Raw genomic sequence first — 19,734 nt, forward strand, 5'->3', positions numbered from 1 at the left:
GCTGCCGCGGGCGCCTCTGGAGGCGTCGCCGAATGCCGGTGGACCGCCGGCGATTTGTTGACACGTAGCTAAACAGCGGCCGCACTTTACCAAAACTTGGTAATTGCGGCCGCTGTTACTCGCAGTAAATGGAACCCCGTGAACTGTCCGGTGTGTTCACTCTTCCGCCGATCTGTCGTGGCCCTTGGTGACACCGTGTGTTGCTGCCCGATACCGGTGGGCCGTACGTAGGTTATCTGGCCGTTACCCGCCAGTAACGACCCCCCTTGTGCCCCGGCCGGGAATGGACCACGATCGGCGACGCTCGGTCCTTCCCGCAGAGCCGCTCATCCGGAGCCGCGGTGGAGGGTCCCCACCGAGCCGGCCGGTGGCAGTGGCACCGACCGTGGGACAGGGGGGTCTCCGCCGCACGGTGGGGCCTGTCCTCCAGGTTGCGCGAACGCGTGGCCAAGTGGTTGTCGCTCGGGGGTGATCGCCGGTGTACCGGACGCGGCCAGGCCGCGGCTCGGCCGCTTGCGCTCCTTCCCGAGGACGTAGCACTTCTCCCATCCCAGGACGGGCACGGCCCGGACCGGAGATGTACGTCCGAGAAGGAGGAACGAAATGAGTTCTCAGGTTCGTGGCGGGACCAGATGGAAGCGCTTCGCGCTCGTCATGGTGCCGAGCATCGCGGCCACGGCCGCGGTCGGTGTGGGTCTGGCGCAGGGTGCCCTCGCGGCGTCCTTCAGCGTCTCCGGCCAGGACTTCAAGGTCAGCGCCGAGAAGCTCGACGGTGACAACCTGATCCAGTACGGCAGCGTCACCAAGGGCAAGGACCTCCACGGCTCCGGTGACGTGTACCACCCGGTCACCATCTCCGGGTTCAGCCACGCCGAGATCACCAACATGTGCCAGTCCCTGGTGACGCCGACTCCGCTCGGCAACATCACGCTGCAGCTGCGTACCGGTCACAAGGGCTCGCCGGCGATCGCGGACAACATCTACCTGGATGTTGCCGAGCTCGATGCCGACGCGGAGTTCAGGGACCTCGACATCGGTGTCGCCGTGGGCGAACTCGGCAAGGACGGCACCACCAAGCCGCAGGCCGGCACGGTGTCCAACGGCGCGATGTTCTCGCAGCGCGCCAAGAAGGCCATCCTCACCAACGTCAAGCAGAAGGCGTGGGCGACGACGGCGGGCACCTTCAAGCTGCCCAACCTCAAGCTCCGTCTCCTGGGCGGCGACCAGCCGTGCTACCAGGACGTCAAGGACTGACGCAGTCCCGGTGCTTGACCGGACGGGCGGCCGGCGACGGCAGCCGTCACCGCCGCCCGCCCGTCCGGGCTCCACAGAGTTCTCCGTACCACCGTTTCCAGGGAGCTGTTGTCCATGAACCCCCAGGCCCCGGTCTACGTGCGCGCCGAAGATGACGCCTTTCTCACCGTGGTGTACTACTACGTCCACGCCTGGAGCGGTCGCCGTCCCTTCTGGGCCGGGCTGTTCACGCTCCTCGGTGGTCTCCCGATCATGTACTTCCCGTACGCGGACCTCCGGTTGGGCAACGTCACCTTCGCCATGGCCACGACGGCGGGCTCCGGCTCGCTGATCATCGGCGTCCTACTGGTAACGCTGGGCCTGGTCCTGTGGTTCCAGCGCGGCGCAAGGGTTTTTGCCGGCGTCGCCGCGATCCTGCTGGCGCTGGTGTCCCTGCCGATGTCCAACCTCGGCGGCTTCTTCATGGGCTTCAGCCTGGCCATGGTCGGCGGCGCCCTCGCCCTCGCGTGGGTCCCCGGCAAGCCGGCGGACGAGGCCGTGCAGGCGGGCGGGCCGGACAAGGCCGAGGCGATGGCGGGCTCCCAGGGCATTCCGGGCCCCCGTGAGACGGAAACGGCATACGCGAGCGAGACGACTGCCCACGCCGATGGCGGGAGGAACAGTGCGGGGTGACGAGACGCAGCGGGGTGTGGCCCCAGGCGCAGAGTCCCGTGAGAGAAGGGGCCCGCGGCACGCGGCGCCCAGGAAGTCGCTGCTGACCAAGATCCAGATACCCGTCGGCAAGACGATGGCACTGGCGGCCATGCCGACGGCGGTCTTCGTCGGGATGGGCATGGCGCCGAAGCTCGCCATGGCCGACGACAAGGAGATCCCCTTCGCGCCCGGGCCGTGCGTGACGCGGTCCGACGAGCCCGCGGAGTCGGCCTCCCCCACGCCGTCGCCCTCGAAGTCCCCTTCGAAGACGCCGTCGGCGAGCAAGTCGCCCACCGCGACCCCCTCGCCGGGCGTGACCCCGTCGGCGGGGAAGCCGGCGGAGAAGGAGCCGGAGAAGGAGCCGGAGAAGCCCGCGGAACAGCCGGCGGCGAAGCAGGCGGCCCCGGCCGCTCCCGTTGCGCCGTCGGCGTCCAAGAGCGTGAACCCGCTGGACCCGCTGGGTGTCGGCGACAAGATCAAGGGCTTCTTCGACGAGCTCGGCAAGCCCCTCACGGGAGCGAAGGCGGCGGACAACCCGACGCCCGCGACCCCGTCCCAGCCTGCCGCCACGCCCACCCCGGACCCCTCGGCGGACGCGATCCGCGAGGCGGCCCGCAAGGCCGGCGTCGAGGTCTCGGAGCTGTCCGAGGAGGTCAAGGGCACCGTCGCGACCCCCAAGGACGAGACGGGCAAGACCGCGAAGGACGAGGCGGACGAGGAGGCGGACGACGAGGCCGAGGACACCAAGCCCTCGCCCGGGGCCTCGAAGGACGCGGACGGGAAGGAACCCTTCCCCTGCCCGACCTACGACGCCAAGGCGCTGGCCGATGCCGAAATGGAGCAGGGAATCCCGCTCCTGCCGGACGAGCCCTGGTACCTCGACAGTTCGCTGCTGACCCTCTACGGCCTGGACTACGCGGGCATCGTCGAGGTGAAGACGGCGGGCGGCAAGACCAAGAAGGTCCTGAAGTTCACGGCGGACTCGCTCGACATCAAGGACCTGTACCAGACGGTCGGCAAGGAGGGGAAGGTCGCCCACCTGAAGTCCCGTCCGGGCTCCACGTCCAAGATCCGCGGCGGCACGGTGACGATGTACACCGAGAGTCTCAAGGGCAACCTCTTCGGCCTGATCCCGATCGAGTTCACCCCGAACAGCCCGCCGCCGCTGAACGTACCCTTTGCGTTCTTCACGAACGTCAAGGTCGTTCAGGCCGGCCAGTTCGGCGGCACCCTCACCGTTCCGGGCCTCAAGAACTACATCGGCCCGCCGGAGGGCTAGCAGCTCCCGCGCGTTCTCCACGGCCCGTCCCCCCTGTGTGGGGGACGGGCCGTCGGCATTGTGATGTACAGGCAACTTATAAGTTCTTCACAGGAGTTGAGGTCTGGACTAGCGTGATCACGTCGCTGTCATGGACGCGGCGCGCGGCTGTCCACGGGGGGAAGGTCGAGTACTTCGGCGTGCCCTTGGCATGCCTGCGCTCGAAACTCCTTAAGGACCAGCTCTTTCATGCTGCAAACAATGAACCGCTCGGTGCGCCGGGTGGTGATCGGCGCGGTCGGCCTGGTGCTGGCCGCCGTCGCGGTGGGGGTGTCCGGAGCCGCGCCGCCGCTGTGGACCGACCGCACCGAGAACACGGCGGCCACCGCGCCCCTGAAGACGTTCCCGCTGCTCGCCCGCTACGCCAGCAACGGCAAGCTCCGCGCGTACGAGGCGAACGGCAGCGGCGGCCTCAAGGCCGGCTACGACCTGGGCGGCGGGTTCGGCGACTCGACCGCGCTCGTGCAGGCCAACATCTCGGAGGGCGGCAGGGGCAACGACCTGTACCACCGGATGAACAACAACCTGTTCTACACCGCCGAGCACGGCAACGACACCAAGCTCATCGGCGGCGGCTGGGACATCTACAACCTGATCTTCTCCGTCGGCAACATGGGCGGTTCGGCCGAGGTCGACCTGGCCGCCCGGGACGCCTCCGGCAACCTCTGGCTGTACCAGGGCAAGCCCGACGGCACCCTCGCGGCCCGGGTCAGGATCGGCACCGGCTGGGGCGGCATGACGCTCGTGGGCCGCGGCGACTACACGGGTGACGGCAAGGCCGACATCCTCGCCCGCTACACCGACGGCACGCTCGTCATCTACTCCGGCACGGGCTCGGTCACGGCGGACGCCGTGGTCGGCACGAAGTACACCGTGGGCCCGGGCTGGCAGGGGTACAAGACGCTCGCCTCCGCGGGCGACACCGACGGCGACGGCAAGACCGACCTGATCGGGGCCGACACCGCGGGCGCGCTGTGGCTGTTCAAGGGCACCGGCAACGCCGCCGCCCCGTTCGCCCCCCGGGTGCAGATCGGCACCTCCGGCTGGGCCGCCTTCGATGTCCTCTTCTGAACAGAACGGCTGATTCCGGTATGCGCAAGAACGCACCGCCGCCCGGACGCCGTCGTACCGGCGCCTGGACGCGATTCCTCGTCACCACCGCCGTGGCCACGGCCGCGGCCGTCACCTTCACCAGCAGCGGCATCCAGCCGCCCGCCGACCCCCTGAGCACCGCCCGCCCCGCCGGGGCCTCCGAGCTGGACCTCGACGCCGCCGAGAAGGTCCGCGACGCGCAGTGCCTCCTCGGCAACGTCCTGCGCAAGGGCGGCGCCGAGATGAAGGCCGTCGCCCGGGCCGGGCTGAACGGCACGGAGGCGCAGCTGCTCGCCGCCGCCGCGCCGAACTACTGGGACCAGACCCCGCTGGCGGTCGCGTACGACAAGGACCACGAGGCCGCCAACGCGAAGTTCGCCGAGATGGAGGAGCGCAACAAGGCCTGGCAGGCCTCGCTCTACATGCTCGACACCCCGCCCGGTTACACGTACACGGGATTCCAGTGGCCGCCGAACCCCACCATCTTCAACGAGACGGGCTTCGCCGGCTGGATCGCCGACCGCTTCTGGACCGGCGAGAGCGACCACTACGTGGATCCGCACCCGGTGGCCAGCAAGGAGTCCGCCGACGCCGTCACGGCCATCGCCAACGCCCGCTACTACCCCGACGGGTCCTATGAGGACCGCAGGGCGTGGGAATGGGACATGCAGCACATGCATCCCATGTACGCGGACGACGCGCGCATGTTCCTGGAGAACGGCGGCTTCCCGACCTCGGCCCCCGCACCGGACACCATGGAGTTCCGGGTCGACGTCGAGAACCTGAAGGCCCGCTTCGCCTCCTGCGCCACCACCAACCCGGTCGACCCGCACCAGGTGCTGACCGCCGAGGTCGCCGTGGCCTCGCAGGAGTGGCAGAACGAGATCGCCGGCCAGCGCACCCAGCGCGACACCATCCTCGGTGCCGAGCAGGCCGCGTCGAAGGACCTCCAGATCGCCGCTCAGGCGATGGCCGAGGCCCTGGGCCAGTCGATGATCGCCAGCCGCCTCGCGGACTGGGAAGCGCACTTCCTGAAGGTCCCGGCCGGCAGCGGACGCCCCGCCGCGTCCGAGTTCACCAAGGCCCGGACCTGGATCGAGCAGGCCAAGGCACGCGCCACCGGGCGGCTGTACGTCGCCTCGCGCGCGGCCCAGGACGCGCAGGCGCAGGCCGCCACCGTCAGCTCCGCGCAGACGGCGGCGTACCAGATCGCGGACCAGGCGGGCCTGCCCCGCGGCCGCGGACTGCTCTACGGGCAGCAGGCGGCGCAGATCACCAAGGCCTCCGCCGCGGCCGCCCAGGCCGCGGCCAAGGCGACCGAGACGGCGCTGAACGCCACCCGCGCCTCGGCCGCCGACAGCAAGACGCTGAACTCGCTGGCGATGACCCAGGCCCACGCCTCGAAGGCGGAGTTCCGCCGCAAGGCCGCGCAGGAGGCCGAGGCCCAGGCCAAGGCGGCCGCCGAAGGAGCCGCCGCCCAGGCGGTGAAGGCGGCCGAGAACGCGGCGAAGGCCAAGGCGGCCCAGACGAAGGCCGCCGAGGCCGAGACCGCCGCGAAGAACGCGGCGGCCGACGCCAAGGCCAAGCGCCAGCAGGCCGAGGCCGAGCGCGACTACGCCAAGTCCCAGAAGGACCTGGCGGAGTCCGAGCGCAACAAGGCGGCCGCCGCCGAGTCCACCGCGCAGAACCAGCGCGCGATAGCGGCCGAGAAGCTCACGGGCGCCCAGGCCGCGGGCCGGACGGCCGGCGAGCAGAAGGACGCCGCGCTCAAGGCCGAGCAGGACGCGGTCGCCGCACGCGACGACGCCCTCGACGCCGAGACCCGGCGCGACGCGCTCAACGCACAGGCGGCCGCCCTGGAGTCCCAGGCCGCCGCGGACGAGGGCAGCTCGGCAGCGGGGGCCTCGCGCGCCGCCGCAACCAGGGCCCGGTCCGAGGCCAACGACGCCACGAGCGCGGCCACCGCCGCCCGCGCGGCGGCGAACACGGCCACCACGGCCGCGTCCAACGCGCGCGCCGCGGCCACCCGGGCCGAAGGCGCGGCGAAGCGGGCCCAGTCGGCCGCGGACCAGGCGAAGGCCGACGTGGCCATCACCGGCGCAGCGGTCACCAAGGCGCACGCGGCCGCCGCCGAGGCGATCGACGCCTCGTGGCAGGCGAGCTGGAACGCGGTCACCGCCAAGGCGCTGGCCGACACGGCCAAGGCCAACGCGCTCAAGGCGAAGGCCGACGCGAGTGTGGCGCGCACCGAGGCCAACGCCGCGGGCGCCGAGTCGATCCGCACGGCCGGGTTCGCCTACTCCACCGCGCAGGCGGCAGCCGCCGCCCGCGACTCGGCGGCGCAGGTCATCAAGCCGGCGAACGACGCCATCGAGATGGGCTCCCCGTACAAGGAGACCGACGCCTCGGCGGGCCTGGCCGTACTCACCGGGCAGGCGGCCAAGACCGCCGCCGAGCGCCAGGCGGCCGTGGCCCAGGCCAAGTCCGACCAGGCCGCCAAGGCCGCGGCCGAGGCCAAGGCGCTGGCGGCGCAGGCCGACGCGGACGCGAAGATCGCGGCGGAAGCGGCCGCTTCGGCGGCGGACTGGGCGGCGAAGGCGGCCAAGTCGGCCGCGGCGGCCCAGGCGTCGGCGAGCCAGGCCGCGGCCTCGGCGAAGGCCGCGCAGGCCTCCGAGGCCAAGACGGTCGCGTACCACGAGCAGGCGACCGCGGACGCGGCGGCCGCCCAGTCGGCGGCCACCACGGCCGACGGGTACGCGAACGCGGCGGACTCGGCCGCCACCGACGCGGAGCGGGACGCGGCGTCCGCCCGTACCGCCGCCGCCGGTGCCGAGGCCGACGCGGGCGCCGCCCGCACGGTCGCCACGCAGGCGGAGAAGGACGCGACCACCGCCGAGGCGGCCGCGTCCCGCGCCCAGGAGGCCGCCGACCAGGCCCAGGTGATCGCCAAGGAATCCGAGAGCTGGAAGGCGGAGGAGAAGCAGGCCAAGAGCGCGGCCGTCTCGGACTCGGGCCAGGGCGTCACGGGCGAGGGAGTCGTCTGGGTCGCCAGCCTCAAGGACCAGCCGGAGCCGATCACCGACTGCGTGGGCACCGGCGGCTGCGACATCACCTTCCGCCACCACATCACCGGCACGGTGGTCTACCTGCTGCTGGTGTGCGACCTGCCGGACGTGTCGCTCGGCGACTGCATCGGCAACATCTCCTCCGAATACATCACGCAGGTGCCGATCGACGTCACGCACGACAAGGTCGAGCACATCGCGGGCCGGGACCTCGCCGAGGCGGCCATCAAGGGGATCATCCACGCGCTCCTCGACGACATCAAGGGCTGCTTCTGGGACCTCCAGCTGTCGAGCTGCGCCTGGGTCGCCGCGGAGTTCGCGGTCCCGGGGATCCTCGGTCTGCTCTGCAAGGCCGTGGTCGGGATGCGTGCCGCGATCAGGGCCGGACGCGCCCTGGCGGCGTTCGAGGCGGAGATGGCGTCGTTGGGCGCTTCAGCCGCCGCCATCAAGAGCGTCACCTCGGGGTTGAAGGTCTCCGAACTCGCCGGCATAGCGATGAAGAAGGCCCTGGACGTCGGAGCGAAGAGGGGGCTGAGCAACAAGCAGTTCGGCGAGATGCTCTGGGAGAACACCACGGGCAAGGGGCCGGTCAATGCCGACGGCGCGTACGAGATGATGAACCTCAAGCACCTCGCCGAGGTGAAGAAGACGTTCAGCAAGTCGGAGATCACCGATGTGCGCGACGGGTACGCCGAGGTCAACAGGCTCCGTCCGTACCACCCGGTCACGCATCCCAAGGGCAACAAGAGCGCCGGCCCCCGGGCGGATCTGATGGACTGGCTGCTCCAGCACTGGGACGAGGTGTGATGAGAACCCGCTTCTACGCCGACCGGCACGAACCGCTGACGGTCCACTTCGAGATCATCGGTGGTGAACGCGTCATCGCTCCGGGCGACTGGATCGACGTCGAATTCGCCGAGTCCGAGACACCGAGCTCGGTCCAGCTGACGGGCGGCGTCCTGATCCTGACCCAGGAGGGCGACGGCTCCATGAGGGTCTGGGACTCCACCGGCCGGGAGATCGACCCCGGCGGCGAGTGACCGCATGAAAAGCGCCGAGGGCGGCACCCCGATTCCGATCGGGGTGCCGCCCTCGGCCTCTGTGCGGCAGAGTCGGTCAGCCGCCCAGGTGGTGGACGCGGACCATGTTGGTCGTGCCCGGGACGCCGGGGGGCGAGCCGGCGGTGATGATCATGGTGTCGCCCTGGTTGTAGCGCTTGAGCTTGAGCAGCTCCGCGTCCACGAGGTCGACCATCGCGTCGGTGTTGTCCACGTGCGGGACGACGTAGGACTCGACGCCCCAGCTCAGGGTGAGCTGGTTGCGGGTGCCGGTGTCGGTGGTGAAGGCCAGGATCGGCTGGGACGCGCGGTAGCGCGACAGCCGGCGGGCGGTGTCACCGGACTGGGTGAAGGCGACGAGCGACTTCGCGTCGAGGAAGTCGGCGATCTCGCAGGCCGCGCGGGCGACGGAGCCGCCCTGGGTGCGGGGCTTCTTGCCCGGGACCAGCGGCTGGAGGCCCTTGGCGAGGAGCTCCTCCTCGGCCGCCGCGACGATCTTCGACATCGTCTTGACGGTCTCGATCGGGTACGCGCCCACCGAGGACTCGGCCGACAGCATGACGGCGTCCGCGCCGTCGAGGATGGCGTTGGCGACGTCGGACGCCTCCGCGCGGGTCGGGCGGGAGTTGGTGATCATCGACTCCATCATCTGGGTCGCGACGATCACCGGCTTGGCGTTGCGCCGGCACATCTCGATGAGCCGCTTCTGGACCATCGGGACCTTTTCGAGCGGGTACTCGACGGCCAGGTCGCCACGGGCCACCATGACCGCGTCGAAGGCGTCGACGACGGCCTCCATGTTGGCGACGGCCTGCGGCTTCTCGACCTTGGCGATGACGGGGACCCGGCGGCCCTCCTCGTCCATGACCTTGTGGACGTCGTTGACGTCGTTGGCGTCGCGCACGAAGGACAGGGCGACCATGTCGCAGCCCATCCGCAGGGCGAAGCGCAGGTCGTCGACGTCCTTCTCCGACAGGGCGGGGACGTTGACGGCGGCACCCGGCAGGTTGATGCCCTTGTGGTCCGAGATGACACCGCCCTCGATGACGATGGTCTTGACCCGGGGGCCCTCGACCGCGGTCACCTGGAGCTCGACGTTGCCGTCGTTGATCAGGATCTGGTCGCCCTTGGCGACGTCACCCGGCAGGCCCTTGTAGGTGGTGCCGCAGATGGACTTGTCACCCGGGACGTCCTCGGTGGTGATGGTGAACTCGTCACCGCGCACCAGCTCGACGGGACCCTCGGCGAAGGTCTCCAGACGGATCTTCGGGCCCTGGAGGTCGGCGAGGACGCCGACGGCGCGCCCGGTATCCGCGGAGACCTGCCGGACGCGGTCGTACCGCTCCTGGTGTTCTGCCTGGGATCCGTGGCTGAAGTTGAATCGGGCCACGTTCATACCTGCCTCGATGAGTGCTTTCAGCTGCTCATACGAGTCGACGGCGGGGCCCAGCGTGCAGACGATTTTGGAACGGCGCATGGAGCGATCCTATCGGTTTGTTTCGTAGCGGAATATTCCGTCTGGTGGAAAGTCCAAAGTGACTAGCCGGTAACCAATTCGTACGTCTGCGCGGCGATCTCCAGTTCCTCATCGGTCGGGACCACGGCCACGGCCACCCGGGCGTATTCCGCCGAGACCAGCCGCGGCTCGGGGGAGCGCACGGCATTGGCCTCCAGGTCCAGGGCGAGCCCCAGCTCGGCCAGGCCGTCCAGCGCGGCCTCGCGGACCTGGTGGGCGTTCTCGCCGACCCCGGCCGTGAACGCCACCGCGTCCACCCGGCCGAGGACCGCCGAGTAGGCCCCGATGTACTTCTTCAGACGGTGCACGTACGCGGCGAAGGCGAGGCTCGCCGCCTCGTCGCCCTCGCCCGCGCGCCGCAGCACCTCGCGCATGTCGTTGTCGCCGCACATGCCCAGCAGACCGCTCTTCTTGTTCAGGAGCGAATCGATCTCATCCACCGAGAGGCCGCCCACCCGGGCCAGGTGGAAGATGACCGCCGGATCGAGATCGCCCGAACGGGTACCCATGACCAGCCCCTCCAGCGGGGTCAGGCCCATCGACGTCTCCACGCACACCCCGCCCCGGACCGCCGACGCGGAGGCTCCGTTGCCCAGGTGCAGCACGATCACGTTGACCTCCTCGGGGCTCTTGCCGAGCAGCCCGGCGGTCGCCCGCGAGACGTACGCGTGGGAGGTGCCGTGGAAGCCGTACCGCCGGATGGAGTACTTGTCGGCGGTCGCGGCGTCGATCGCGTACCGGGCCGCGTACTCCGGCATCGTGGAGTGGAACGCAGTGTCGAAGACGGCGACCTGCGGGATGTCCGGGCGCAGCGAGCGCGCCACCTCGATGCCCGTCACGTTCGCCGGGTTGTGCAGCGGAGCCAGCGGGATCAGGTTCCGGATCTCCGCCAGCACCTCGTCGTCGATGACGGTCGGCTCGGTGAACCGGGTCCCGCCGTGCACCACCCGGTGGCCCACGGCGGCCAGTTCGGGCGAGTCCAGGCCCATCCCGTCCGCGGCGAGCTCGGCCGCCACCGCCTTCAGCGCGGCCTCGTGGTCGGCGATCGGGCCGAGCCGCTCCCGCTTGCCGCCGGCCGCGCCGGCCCCGATCAGCGGCTCGTGCACGAGCCGGGACGTCTCCTCGCCGATCCGCTCCACCAGGCCGACGGCGAGGCGGGACCGGTCCGCCATGTCGAGGAGCTGGTACTTCACCGACGAGGAGCCGGAGTTGAGGACGAGTACGCGAGATGCGGTCACGATGGGGTCTTTCCTGTTCGCAGTCGGTCGGGGTGGTGGGGGGTTCAGGCGGTGGGCGCCGGTGCGCCCTGCGCCTGGATCGCGGTGATCGCCACGGTGGTGACGATGTCCTGCACCAGCGCACCGCGCGAGAGGTCGTTGACCGGCTTGCGCAGACCCTGGAGCACCGGGCCGACCGCGACGGCGCCCGCCGAGCGCTGTACGGCCTTGTACGTGTTGTTGCCGGTGTTGAGGTCGGGGAAGATCAGCACCGTGGCGCGGCCGGCCACGTCGGACCCGGGCAGCTTGGTCGCGGCGACCGAGGGCTCCACGGCGGCGTCGTACTGGATCGGGCCCTCGACGGCCAGGTCGGGGCGCTGCTCGCGGACGATCTCGGTCGCCTTGCGGACCTTGTCCACGTCCGCGCCGGTGCCGGAGGTGCCGGTCGAGTACGAGAGCATCGCGATCCGCGGCTCGACGCCGAAGGCGGCCGCAGTGGCCGCCGACTGGATGGCGATGTCGGCGAGCTGCTCGGCGTCGGGGTCCGGGTTGACCGCGCAGTCCCCGTAGACGAGGACCTGGTCGGCCAGGCACATGAAGAAGACCGAGGAGACGATCGAGGCGTCGGGCTTGGTCTTGATGATCTCGAAGGCGGGGCGGATGGTGGCGGCGGTGGAGTGCACCGAGCCGGAGACCATGCCGTCGGCGAGGCCCTCCTGGACCATCAGCGTGCCGAAGTAGTTGACGTCGGTGACCACGTCGTTGGCCAGCTCGACGGTCATGCCCTTGTGGGCGCGGGCCTTCGCGTAGTACTCGGCGAAACGTTCCCGCAGCGGGGAGGTCGCCGGGTCGATGAGCTGGGCGCCCGAGATGTCGACGCCGAGGTCGGCGGCCTTCTTCAGGATCGCCTGCTCCTCGCCGAGCAGCGTCAGGTCGCAGACCCGGCGGCGCAGCACCACGTCCGCCGCGCGCAGCACGCGCTCCTCGGCGCCCTCGGGCAGGACCACCCGGCGGCGCTCGGAGCGGGCCCGCTCCAGCAGCTCGTGCTCGAACATCATCGGGGTCACGCGCTCGGAGCGGGCCACCGACAGCAGGTCGCGCAGCTCGGCGGTGTCCACGTGCCGCTCGAACAGGCCGAGCGCGGTCTCCAGCTTGCGCGGGGTGGCCGAGTTCAACCGGCTCTGCAGCGAGAAGAGTTCGGCGGCGGTCGGGAAGCTGTTGCCGGCCACCGAGACGACCGGCGTGCCGGGCGCGAGCTTCGAGGCCAGCGCCAGGATGTCCTTGCTCGGGCGCTCGTTCAGGGTCAGCAGCACACCGGCGATCGGCGGGGTGCCGGAGGTGTGCGCGGCGAGCGCGCCGACGACCAGGTCGGAGCGGTCCCCGGGGGTGACGACCAGGCAGCCGGGGGTCAGGGCGCCCAGGAAGTTCGGCAGCATGGCGCCGCCGAAGACGAAGTCCAGCGCGTCGCGCGCCAGCCCGGCCTCGTCGCCGAGGAGCACCTCGCCGCCGAGCGCCCGGGTGATCTGGGCGACGGTCGGGGCGGACAGCGACTTGTCGTCCGGCAGTACGTAGCAGGGCACCGGCAGCCGGGCGGTCAGGCGCTCGGCTATCAGGTCGCGGTCCTCGGCGGCCACCCGGTTGACGACCATCGCGACGACGTGGCAGCCCAGGCTCTCGTACGCCCGGTAGGCGTTGCGGGCCTCGGCGCGCACGGCCTCGGCCAGGTGCTTGGTGCCGCCGACCACGGGCACCACGACGGCCCCCAGTTCGTTGGCCAGGCGGGCGTTCAGCGCGAGCTCGTCGGGCAGGTTCGTATCGGCGTAGTCGGTGCCGAGGACCAGCATGACCTCGTAGTCGCGGGCCACCCGGTGGTAGCGGTCGACGAGCCGGGAGACCAGCTCGTCGGTGCCCTTCTCGGCCAGGACGGCCGAGGCCTCCTGGTACTCCATGCCGTACGCCGTGGCGGCGTCCTGGTCGATGCGGTAGCGGGCCTTCAGGAGGTCGAAGAGCCGGTCGGGACCGTCGTGCAGCAGGGGCCGGTACACACCGACCCGGCCTGTCTGCCGGGTCAGGAGTTCCATGATCCCCAGCTCGACGACCTGTCGGCCGTCCCCCCGCTCGATGCCGGTCACGTACACGCTGCGCGTCACGCGTGCTCTCCGTCCATGGTTTGTACTGTTTGGTATGGGCTTGACCCCTTGACAATACCTCTGCGGGTCGATAGGGCGCCCGCCAGGAAAAGGGCCCGTCCGGGCAGGTCGAAGGGCCTGGTGGGGGTCGTGGCGGCCGATGGCCACAGAGCGCGCGGTACCCCCGGCCCGTGGAACAATCGGACACGCTTCACTAATACGCCCTTCATATGTACGGCCGTCCGCCCGCACGCGAACGGCCAGGTACGACCAGGAGCAGGAGACACAGCACGATGCGTATCGGAGTTCTCACCGCAGGCGGCGACTGCCCGGGCCTCAACGCTGTCATCCGGTCGGTCGTACACCGCGCCCTGGTCGGGCACGGGGACGAGGTCATCGGTTTCGAGGACGGCTTCAAGGGCCTCCTGGACGGCAATTACCGCCCCCTCGACATCAATGCCGTCAGTGGCATTCTCGCCCGCGGCGGCACGATTCTGGGTTCAGCCCGCATGGAGCGCGCCCGCCTGCACGAAGCGGCCGAGAACGCTGCCGAATTGGCCAGGCGCTACGAGATCGACGCCCTGATCCCGATCGGCGGCGAGGGCACCCTGACCGCCGCCCGGATGCTGTCGGACGCCGGGATGCCCGTGGTCGGCGTACCGAAGACGATCGACAACGACATCTCCTCCACCGACCGCACCTTCGGCTTCGACACCGCCGTCATGGTGGCCACCGAGGCCATCGACCGCCTGAAGACCACGGCCGAATCGCACCAGCGCGTGATGGTCGTCGAGGTCATGGGCCGTCACGCGGGCTGGATCGCGCTGGAGTCGGGCATGGCCGGCGGCGCCCACGGGATCTGCCTGCCGGAGCGCCCCTTCGAGGTGGACGCCCTGGTCAAGATGGTCGAGGAGCGGTTCGCCCGCGGCAAGAAGTTCGCCGTCATCTGCGTCGCCGAGGGTGCGCACCCGGCCGAGGGCTCGATGCCGTACGAGAAGGGCGCCATCGACCAGTACGGCCACGAGCGCTTCGCCGGCATCGGCAACCGCCTCGCGGTCGAGCTGGAGCGGCGCCTGGGCAAGGAGGCCCGCCCGGTCATCCTCGGCCACGTCCAGCGCGGCGGCACCCCCACCGCGTACGACCGCGTGCTCGCGACCCGCTTCGGCTGGCACGCCGTCGAGGCCGTGCACCGCGGCGACTTCGGCAACATGACCGCCCTGCGCGGCACCGACATCGTGATGGCCCCGCTGGCGGAGGCCGTCACCGAGCTCAAGACGGTCACCGAGGCCCGTATGTACGAGGCCGAGTCCGTCTTCTGAGGCTCCGCCGCGTACGGGTCTCCGACTCCGGCTCGGGCTCCGGCTCCGGCTCCGGCGGCATGACCTAGGTCCGTCCGGCCGGGACCTCCGTCCCGACTTCCGCGGCCGAACGGCCCCGGCGCGTCCCTGCGTGGACGCGCCGGGGCCGTCTGCCGTATGCCCGCCGAGCGGGAGATGTGTCCTAAGACGCACCGCCGGCGAGGTACCAGAAGTGGTCCACGATGCCGGCGAGGAACTCCCGCCCCGCATCGCCCGTCCCCGCCTCGCCCGAGGCACCGCCCCAGCTCAGGGTCGCCACCATCCTCGACTGGTAGTCGTCGTGCAGCTGCTCCAGTACGTGTTCCAGGTTCTGCCTGGGTATCGGCAGCAGCTTGCTCAGCGGCTTCACGTACGCCTGCCAGCGCGTGGTGACCGCACTGCGCAGCACCTCGGCCAGCTCCTCCTGCTTGCCCGTGGCCGTCACGAACTGGGCCAGGGTCAGCCCCAGCGCCGAGGCGAGGGCGACGGACTGCCGCTCGTTGCCCTTCCAGCGCCCGGTGTCCTCCATCTTCTGGTACGAGTTGGCCTCCAGGCCGACCCGCCGGGCCAGCTCCTCCGCGGCCAGCCCCCTCGCCATCCGGTGCTCCCGCAGGGTGACCGGTTCGGCGAGCAGCTCGCCGGGCGAGCACCACAGCACGCCGGCGAGCGCGGTGAGCTCGGCCGACGTGGGGGAGACCTCGCCCCGCTCCCAGGCCATCACCGTCTCGGGGTCGACGATCAGTCCGTACTGGGCGCGCAGGCCATAGGCGACATGACCGGGAGCCATGCCCAGGGCCGCGCGCAGACGACGCGCGGCGGGGGCATTGAAAGGTGGGCTGGAGTGCACACGGCACACCGTAGGAGTGGCCGAGGCGTGGCGACTACAGACCAATCAAACAAGCCCATAACTCGTAGGAACGTCCTATGGAGTTAAGGGCTTTGGTCCGTTTTCCCTGAGACTGTCCGGTAATCGGATCCCCGAAAGATCCACAGTCAGCGTACGGTTCCGGCCATCCGCAGCGATACCCCCGCGCGCGATCCCCACACGATCCCTTCACGGACCCCCCTGAACCGGCCCCGCGGCCGGCACGTGATCCCTTACGGGGCCCTCGCAGACGGGGGTGGCGAGGGCCCCTGCCTCCTCCTGCCCCGGCGCAAGCTGCTTCAGGAGCTGGAGGAGGCCGCCGGCGTCACGGCCTGAGCCAGACCGTCGCCAGCGGCGGGAGCGTCATGCGCAGGCTGGCCGGCCGGCCCTGCGCGGGCACCGGCTCGGGCCGCAGCGGCCGGGCGTGGTGCACGCCGCTCCCGCCGTACGCCTCGTGGTCGGTGTTGAGCACCTCCCGCCACTGCGGCACCTCCTCCGGGACCCCGATCCGGTACCCGTGCCGGACCACCGGCGAGAAGTTCGAGACGGCCAGCAGCTGCGAGCCGTCCTGCGCGTACCGCAGGAACGCGAGGACGTTGTCCTCGGCCGCGTCCGCCTCCACCCACGCGAAGCCCTCCGGGACGCTGTCCCGCTCCCACAGCGCGGGCGCCGCCGTGTACGTGCGGTTCAGGTCGCGCACCAGGGTGCGCACCCCCCGGTGGTCGCCGGCCGCCGCGTACGAGGAGTCCAGCAGCCACCAGTCGGGCCCGTACGTCTCGGACCACTCCGACCCCTGCGCGAACTCCTGCCCCATGAACAGCAGTTGCTTGCCCGGATGGGCCCACATGAACCCCAGGTAGGCGCGGTGCGCGGCCCGCTGCTGCCACCAGTCCCCGGGCATCTTCGAGACCAGCGAACCCTTGCCGTGCACCACCTCGTCGTGCGAGATCGGCAGGACGTAGTTCTCGCTGAACGCGTAGACCATCCCGAAGGTCATGTCGTGGTGGTGGTACTTGCGGTGCACCGACTCCTTCGACGCGTACCGCAGGGTGTCGTGCATCCACCCCATGTTCCACTTCAGGCCGAAGCCGAGCCCCCCGCCGTCCGTCGGCCGGGTCACGCCGTCCCACGCGGTGGACTCCTCGGCGATCGTCACCACGCCCGGGCAGCGCCGGTAGACCGTCGCGTTCATCTCCTGGAGCAGCGCCACCGCGTCCAGGTTCTCCCGCCCGCCGTGCTTGTTCGGCGTCCACTGCCCCTCGCCGCGCGAGTAGTCGAGGTAGAGCATCGAGGCCACCGCGTCCACGCGCAGCCCGTCGATGTGGAACTCCTGGCACCAGTACACCGCGTTGGCGACGAGGAAGTTGCGCACCTCCTTGCGGCCGTAGTCGAACTCCAGCGTCCCCCAGTCCGGGTGCGCCGCCCGCTGCGGGTCCTGGTGCTCGTACAGCGGCCGCCCGTCGAACTCGGCCAGCGCCCAGTCGTCGCGCGGGAAGTGCGCCGGCACCCAGTCGACGATCACCCCGATGCCGGCCCGGTGCAGCGCGTCGACCAGGAAGCGGAAGTCGTCCGGGCCGCCCATCCGCGAGGTGGGCGCGTAGAAGCCGGTGACCTGGTAGCCCCAGGAGCCGCCGAAGGGGTGCTCCGCGACCGGCATCAGCTCCACGTGCGTGAAGCCGAGCTCCTGCACGTACGCGGGCAGCTGCTCGGCCAGCTGCCGGTACGAGAGGCCGGGCCGCCAGGAGGCCAGGTGCAGCTCGTACACCGAGAACGGGGCCTGGTGGGCCGGCCGGGTGCCCCGGGTCGCCATCCACTGCGCGTCCTGCCACACGTAGTGCGAGGCGACCACCACGGAGGCGTTGGCCGGCGGGACCTCCGCGTGCCGGGCCATCGGGTCGGCGCGCAGGGTGTGCGAGCCGTCCGGGCGCGTGATGTCGTACTTGTACAGGGCGCCCTCGCCGACCCCGGGCAGGAACAGCTCCCACACCCCGGTGGAGCCGAGCGAGCGCATCGGACAGGCGACGGAGTCCCAGTACGAGAAGTCCCCGGTGACCCGGACCCCCTGGGCGTTGGGCGCCCACACCGTGAACCGGGTGCCCGCCACGCCCTGGTGCTCCATCGGCTCGGCGCCCAGCGCCGTCCACAGCTCCTCGTGCCGTCCCTCGCCGATCAGGTGCAGGTCCAGCTCGCCCAGCGCGGGCAGGAAGCGGTAGGGGTCGTGCACCTCGATCTCGTCGCTGTCGTACTCAACCAGCAGCCGGTAGTCCGGCACCCCGGTCAGCGGCAGCAGCCCGGAGAACAGCCCGTCGCCGTCGTCGAAGAGCTCGGCCCGCAGCCCCTTGGCGACGATGGTGACCGCCTTGGCGTACGGGCGCAGCACGCGGAAGGACACCCCGCCCCGCTGGGTACGGGCACCCAGCACCGCATGGGGGTCGTGGTGGCGGCCCTCCAGCAGCCGGGCCCGCTCCTCCCCGCCGAGCGCGGGCGCGGGCCGGACCCCGTGGGGAGGGGTCGTACGGCGGGCCCGCGGGGTGCGCGGCTTTCTGGCGGCGGTCTCGGCCTGGGCGGCGCCCTTGGGGGCGGCTTCCTCGCGGACGGGCGGTGACGGCTGTCGTGCGGCGCTCACGCGAGCGGCCTCCTCGGGGGCTTCTGATGGGGGTGCGGGGAGATGGAGCCGGGGGCGGGCGGGGTCGGCGGCACCCGGTGGGCGGGGCGCTGGGGCTCCGACAGCCGCCGGATCGCGGCCATCGGGACGTGCAGCCAGTCGGGGCGGTGCCGGGACTCGTAGCGGGCCTCGTACACCGCCTTGTCGGTCTCGTACGCGCGCAGCAGTACGGGGTCCTCGCGCGGGTCGCGCCCGGTGGTGCGGGCGTAGCCCTCGCAGAACGCGGCCCGGCAGGCGTCCGCCCAGGCGGGGGCGAAGGGGCGGTGCGAGCGGGCGGCGTAGTCGAAGGAGCGCAGTATCCCGGCGATGTCGCGCACGGCCGGTTCGGGGCGGCGCCGGTCGGCCAGCGGCCGGGCCGGTTCGCCCTCGAAGTCGATCAGCGCCCAACTGCCGTCGGCGGTGCGCAGGGTCTGGCCCAGGTGCAGGTCGCCGTGGATCCGCTGGGCGGGGACCCCGGCCCCGCGGGAGGCGGCCAGCGCGTCGAAGGCCCCGCGCAGGCCCGCCTCGTAGGGGCGCAGGGCCGGCACCTCGCGGGCGGTGGCGGCGAGCCGCGCGGTCATCCCGGCGGCGAGCCGGGCGGTCTGCTCGGGGCCGAGCGCCAGGGTGGGCAGGGCGGCGGCGAGCGCGCTGTGCACCTCGGCGGTGGCGCGGCCGAGCGCGTGGGCCTCGGCGGTGAAGTCGGCCCCGGCGCCGAGCCGGCGCAGCGCGAGCTGCCAGCCGTCGTCGGAGCCGCGCAGGTAGGGCTGGAGCACGCCCAGGGTCAACGGTTCTCCGCCCGCCGGCCGGGCCTCGTACCAGGCGACCGGAGCGGGCACCCGCGTGCAGCCGGCGGCGGCCAGGGCGCGGGGCAGCTCCAGGTCCGGGTTGACCCCGGGGCCGACCCGGCGGAACACCTTCAGGATGTACGAGTCCCCGTAGATCAGCGAGGAGTTGGTCTGCTCCGCGGACAGCGGCCGGGGGGTCAGGCCGGCCGGGACGGGCGCCGCCGGGTCCCGGTCGAAGCAGAGCGGGCCGAGGGCGCCGGGGGAGCGCAGCCGCTCCAGCAGCAGGGTCGCCAGCCTGGGGTCGCCCATCCCCTCGTACACGGCCTTGCCGGCGTACGGGCCGTCCTCGGCGTGGCCGATCAGCGCGGGGGCGAGCGCCGGCGGCAGGGACGCGCGGACGCCCAGGAGCAGTTGGTAGCAGTCCCCGTCCACGTCGAGGAGGAGGTGCAGCAGACCGGGATCGGATCCCGGCGGCAGCAGCTCCGCCGCCGAGACGGCCCGGATCGCCGTGATGGTGCGGCCCTTGCCCGCGAACCAGCGCTGCGCGGGCAGCCAGGCCCGCAGCATGGGTTCGAGCGGGCCGATCCCGGTTTCCCGGTCGGCCGTCAGCCGGCTCCGGGCGGATGCAGCCTCCGACATGGCGTCGCGTCCTTTCCCCGGGCCGTCACAGAATGCGCAGAGTGTCCCGGATGTGCGGCAGTTGCTTCTCCGGTATGTGCGAGTGTCGGGTCAGGATGATCCGTACAGGGGCGGGCGGTTGA

Annotated in this window: 13 protein-coding genes; 7 read left to right on the plus strand and 6 right to left on the minus strand. The window is 71.4% G+C overall.

The window, feature by feature from the left end:
• The first annotated feature begins 603 nt into the window (after positions 1 to 603).
• The 6 genes from AB0M99_RS20715 (at position 604) to AB0M99_RS20740 (ending at position 8,462) form a co-directional block, all read left to right on the plus strand.
• Entirely contained in the window at positions 604 to 1,254 is a 651-nt protein-coding gene (locus tag AB0M99_RS20715; protein WP_365922394.1) for a DUF6230 family protein, read from the plus strand.
• 114 nt (positions 1,255 to 1,368) lie between these two features.
• Entirely contained in the window at positions 1,369 to 1,926 is a 558-nt protein-coding gene (locus tag AB0M99_RS20720) for a DUF6114 domain-containing protein (protein ID WP_365922396.1), read from the plus strand.
• Entirely contained in the window at positions 1,916 to 3,226 is a 1,311-nt protein-coding gene (locus tag AB0M99_RS20725) for a hypothetical protein (protein WP_365922398.1), read from the plus strand. Before AB0M99_RS20720 ends, AB0M99_RS20725 begins: the two co-directional genes overlap by 11 nt.
• A gap of 228 nt (positions 3,227 to 3,454) precedes the next feature.
• Positions 3,455 to 4,336 carry a VCBS repeat-containing protein gene (locus AB0M99_RS20730; RefSeq protein ID WP_365922400.1) on the plus strand — a complete coding sequence of 294 codons (882 nt, stop codon included), beginning with the start codon at positions 3,455 to 3,457 and terminating at the stop codon, positions 4,334 to 4,336.
• Positions 4,337 to 4,356: 20 nt separating this feature from the next.
• Positions 4,357 to 8,229 carry a hypothetical protein gene (locus AB0M99_RS20735; protein WP_365922401.1) on the plus strand — a complete coding sequence of 1,291 codons (3,873 nt, stop codon included), beginning with the start codon at positions 4,357 to 4,359 and terminating at the stop codon, positions 8,227 to 8,229.
• The gene (locus AB0M99_RS20740) at positions 8,229 to 8,462 is read left to right on the plus strand and encodes a hypothetical protein (protein ID WP_365922403.1); all 234 of its coding nucleotides are present in this window, start codon (positions 8,229 to 8,231) and stop codon (positions 8,460 to 8,462) included. Before AB0M99_RS20735 ends, AB0M99_RS20740 begins: the two co-directional genes overlap by 1 nt.
• A gap of 76 nt (positions 8,463 to 8,538) precedes the next feature.
• Here AB0M99_RS20740 and pyk read toward each other — a convergent pair whose 3' ends face one another.
• From pyk to pta, 3 genes are all read right to left on the minus strand, one after another.
• Entirely contained in the window at positions 8,539 to 9,957 is a 1,419-nt protein-coding gene (pyk, locus tag AB0M99_RS20745; RefSeq protein ID WP_365922405.1) for a pyruvate kinase, read from the minus strand.
• 62 nt (positions 9,958 to 10,019) lie between these two features.
• The gene (locus AB0M99_RS20750) at positions 10,020 to 11,234 is read right to left on the minus strand and encodes an acetate kinase (RefSeq protein WP_365922407.1); all 1,215 of its coding nucleotides are present in this window, start codon (positions 11,232 to 11,234) and stop codon (positions 10,020 to 10,022) included.
• Between the two features lie 44 nt (positions 11,235 to 11,278).
• Positions 11,279 to 13,363 (minus strand): phosphate acetyltransferase, encoded by a 2,085-nt coding sequence (gene pta / locus AB0M99_RS20755; RefSeq protein ID WP_365922409.1) that lies wholly within the window; start codon positions 13,361 to 13,363, stop codon positions 11,279 to 11,281.
• Positions 13,364 to 13,635: 272 nt separating this feature from the next.
• On the opposite strand from pta, the gene AB0M99_RS20760 reads away from it, so the two are divergent.
• Entirely contained in the window at positions 13,636 to 14,661 is a 1,026-nt protein-coding gene (locus AB0M99_RS20760) for an ATP-dependent 6-phosphofructokinase (protein WP_365922411.1), read from the plus strand.
• A 181-nt stretch (positions 14,662 to 14,842) separates the two neighbouring features.
• Here the strand turns inward: AB0M99_RS20760 and AB0M99_RS20765 are convergent, their stop codons facing one another.
• The 3 genes from AB0M99_RS20765 to AB0M99_RS20775 all read right to left on the minus strand — a co-directional run bounded on the left by AB0M99_RS20765 (position 14,843) and on the right by AB0M99_RS20775 (position 19,612).
• Entirely contained in the window at positions 14,843 to 15,466 is a 624-nt protein-coding gene (locus AB0M99_RS20765; protein ID WP_365922479.1) for a helix-turn-helix domain-containing protein, read from the minus strand.
• A gap of 403 nt (positions 15,467 to 15,869) precedes the next feature.
• Positions 15,870 to 18,170 carry a 1,4-alpha-glucan branching enzyme gene (glgB, locus tag AB0M99_RS20770; RefSeq protein WP_365922413.1) on the minus strand — a complete coding sequence of 767 codons (2,301 nt, stop codon included), beginning with the start codon at positions 18,168 to 18,170 and terminating at the stop codon, positions 15,870 to 15,872.
• On the minus strand, positions 18,167 to 19,612 hold the full coding sequence (locus tag AB0M99_RS20775) for a maltokinase (RefSeq protein WP_365922415.1): 1,446 nt from the start codon (positions 19,610 to 19,612) through the stop codon (positions 18,167 to 18,169). The genes glgB and AB0M99_RS20775 overlap by 4 nt, the downstream gene beginning before the upstream one ends.
• Between the last annotated feature and the right edge of the window lie 122 nt (positions 19,613 to 19,734).

The organism is Streptomyces sp. NPDC051183 (assembly GCF_040682455.1).
GTDB lineage: Bacteria > Actinomycetota > Actinomycetes > Streptomycetales > Streptomycetaceae > Streptomyces.

Coding starts and splice junctions, on each gene's coding strand:
- AB0M99_RS20740 (WP_365922403.1), top strand. CDS start 8,229: ATGAGAACCCGCTTCTACGCCGACCGGCACGAACCGCTGACGGTCCAC.
- pyk (WP_365922405.1), bottom strand. CDS start 9,957: ATGCGCCGTTCCAAAATCGTCTGCACGCTGGGCCCCGCCGTCGACTCG.
- AB0M99_RS20775 (WP_365922415.1), bottom strand. CDS start 19,612: ATGTCGGAGGCTGCATCCGCCCGGAGCCGGCTGACGGCCGACCGGGAA.
- AB0M99_RS20760 (WP_365922411.1), top strand. CDS start 13,636: ATGCGTATCGGAGTTCTCACCGCAGGCGGCGACTGCCCGGGCCTCAAC.
- AB0M99_RS20720 (WP_365922396.1), top strand. CDS start 1,369: ATGAACCCCCAGGCCCCGGTCTACGTGCGCGCCGAAGATGACGCCTTT.
- AB0M99_RS20730 (WP_365922400.1), top strand. CDS start 3,455: ATGCTGCAAACAATGAACCGCTCGGTGCGCCGGGTGGTGATCGGCGCG.
- AB0M99_RS20715 (WP_365922394.1), top strand. CDS start 604: ATGAGTTCTCAGGTTCGTGGCGGGACCAGATGGAAGCGCTTCGCGCTC.
- AB0M99_RS20765 (WP_365922479.1), bottom strand. CDS start 15,466: ATGGCTCCCGGTCATGTCGCCTATGGCCTGCGCGCCCAGTACGGACTG.
- AB0M99_RS20735 (WP_365922401.1), top strand. CDS start 4,357: ATGCGCAAGAACGCACCGCCGCCCGGACGCCGTCGTACCGGCGCCTGG.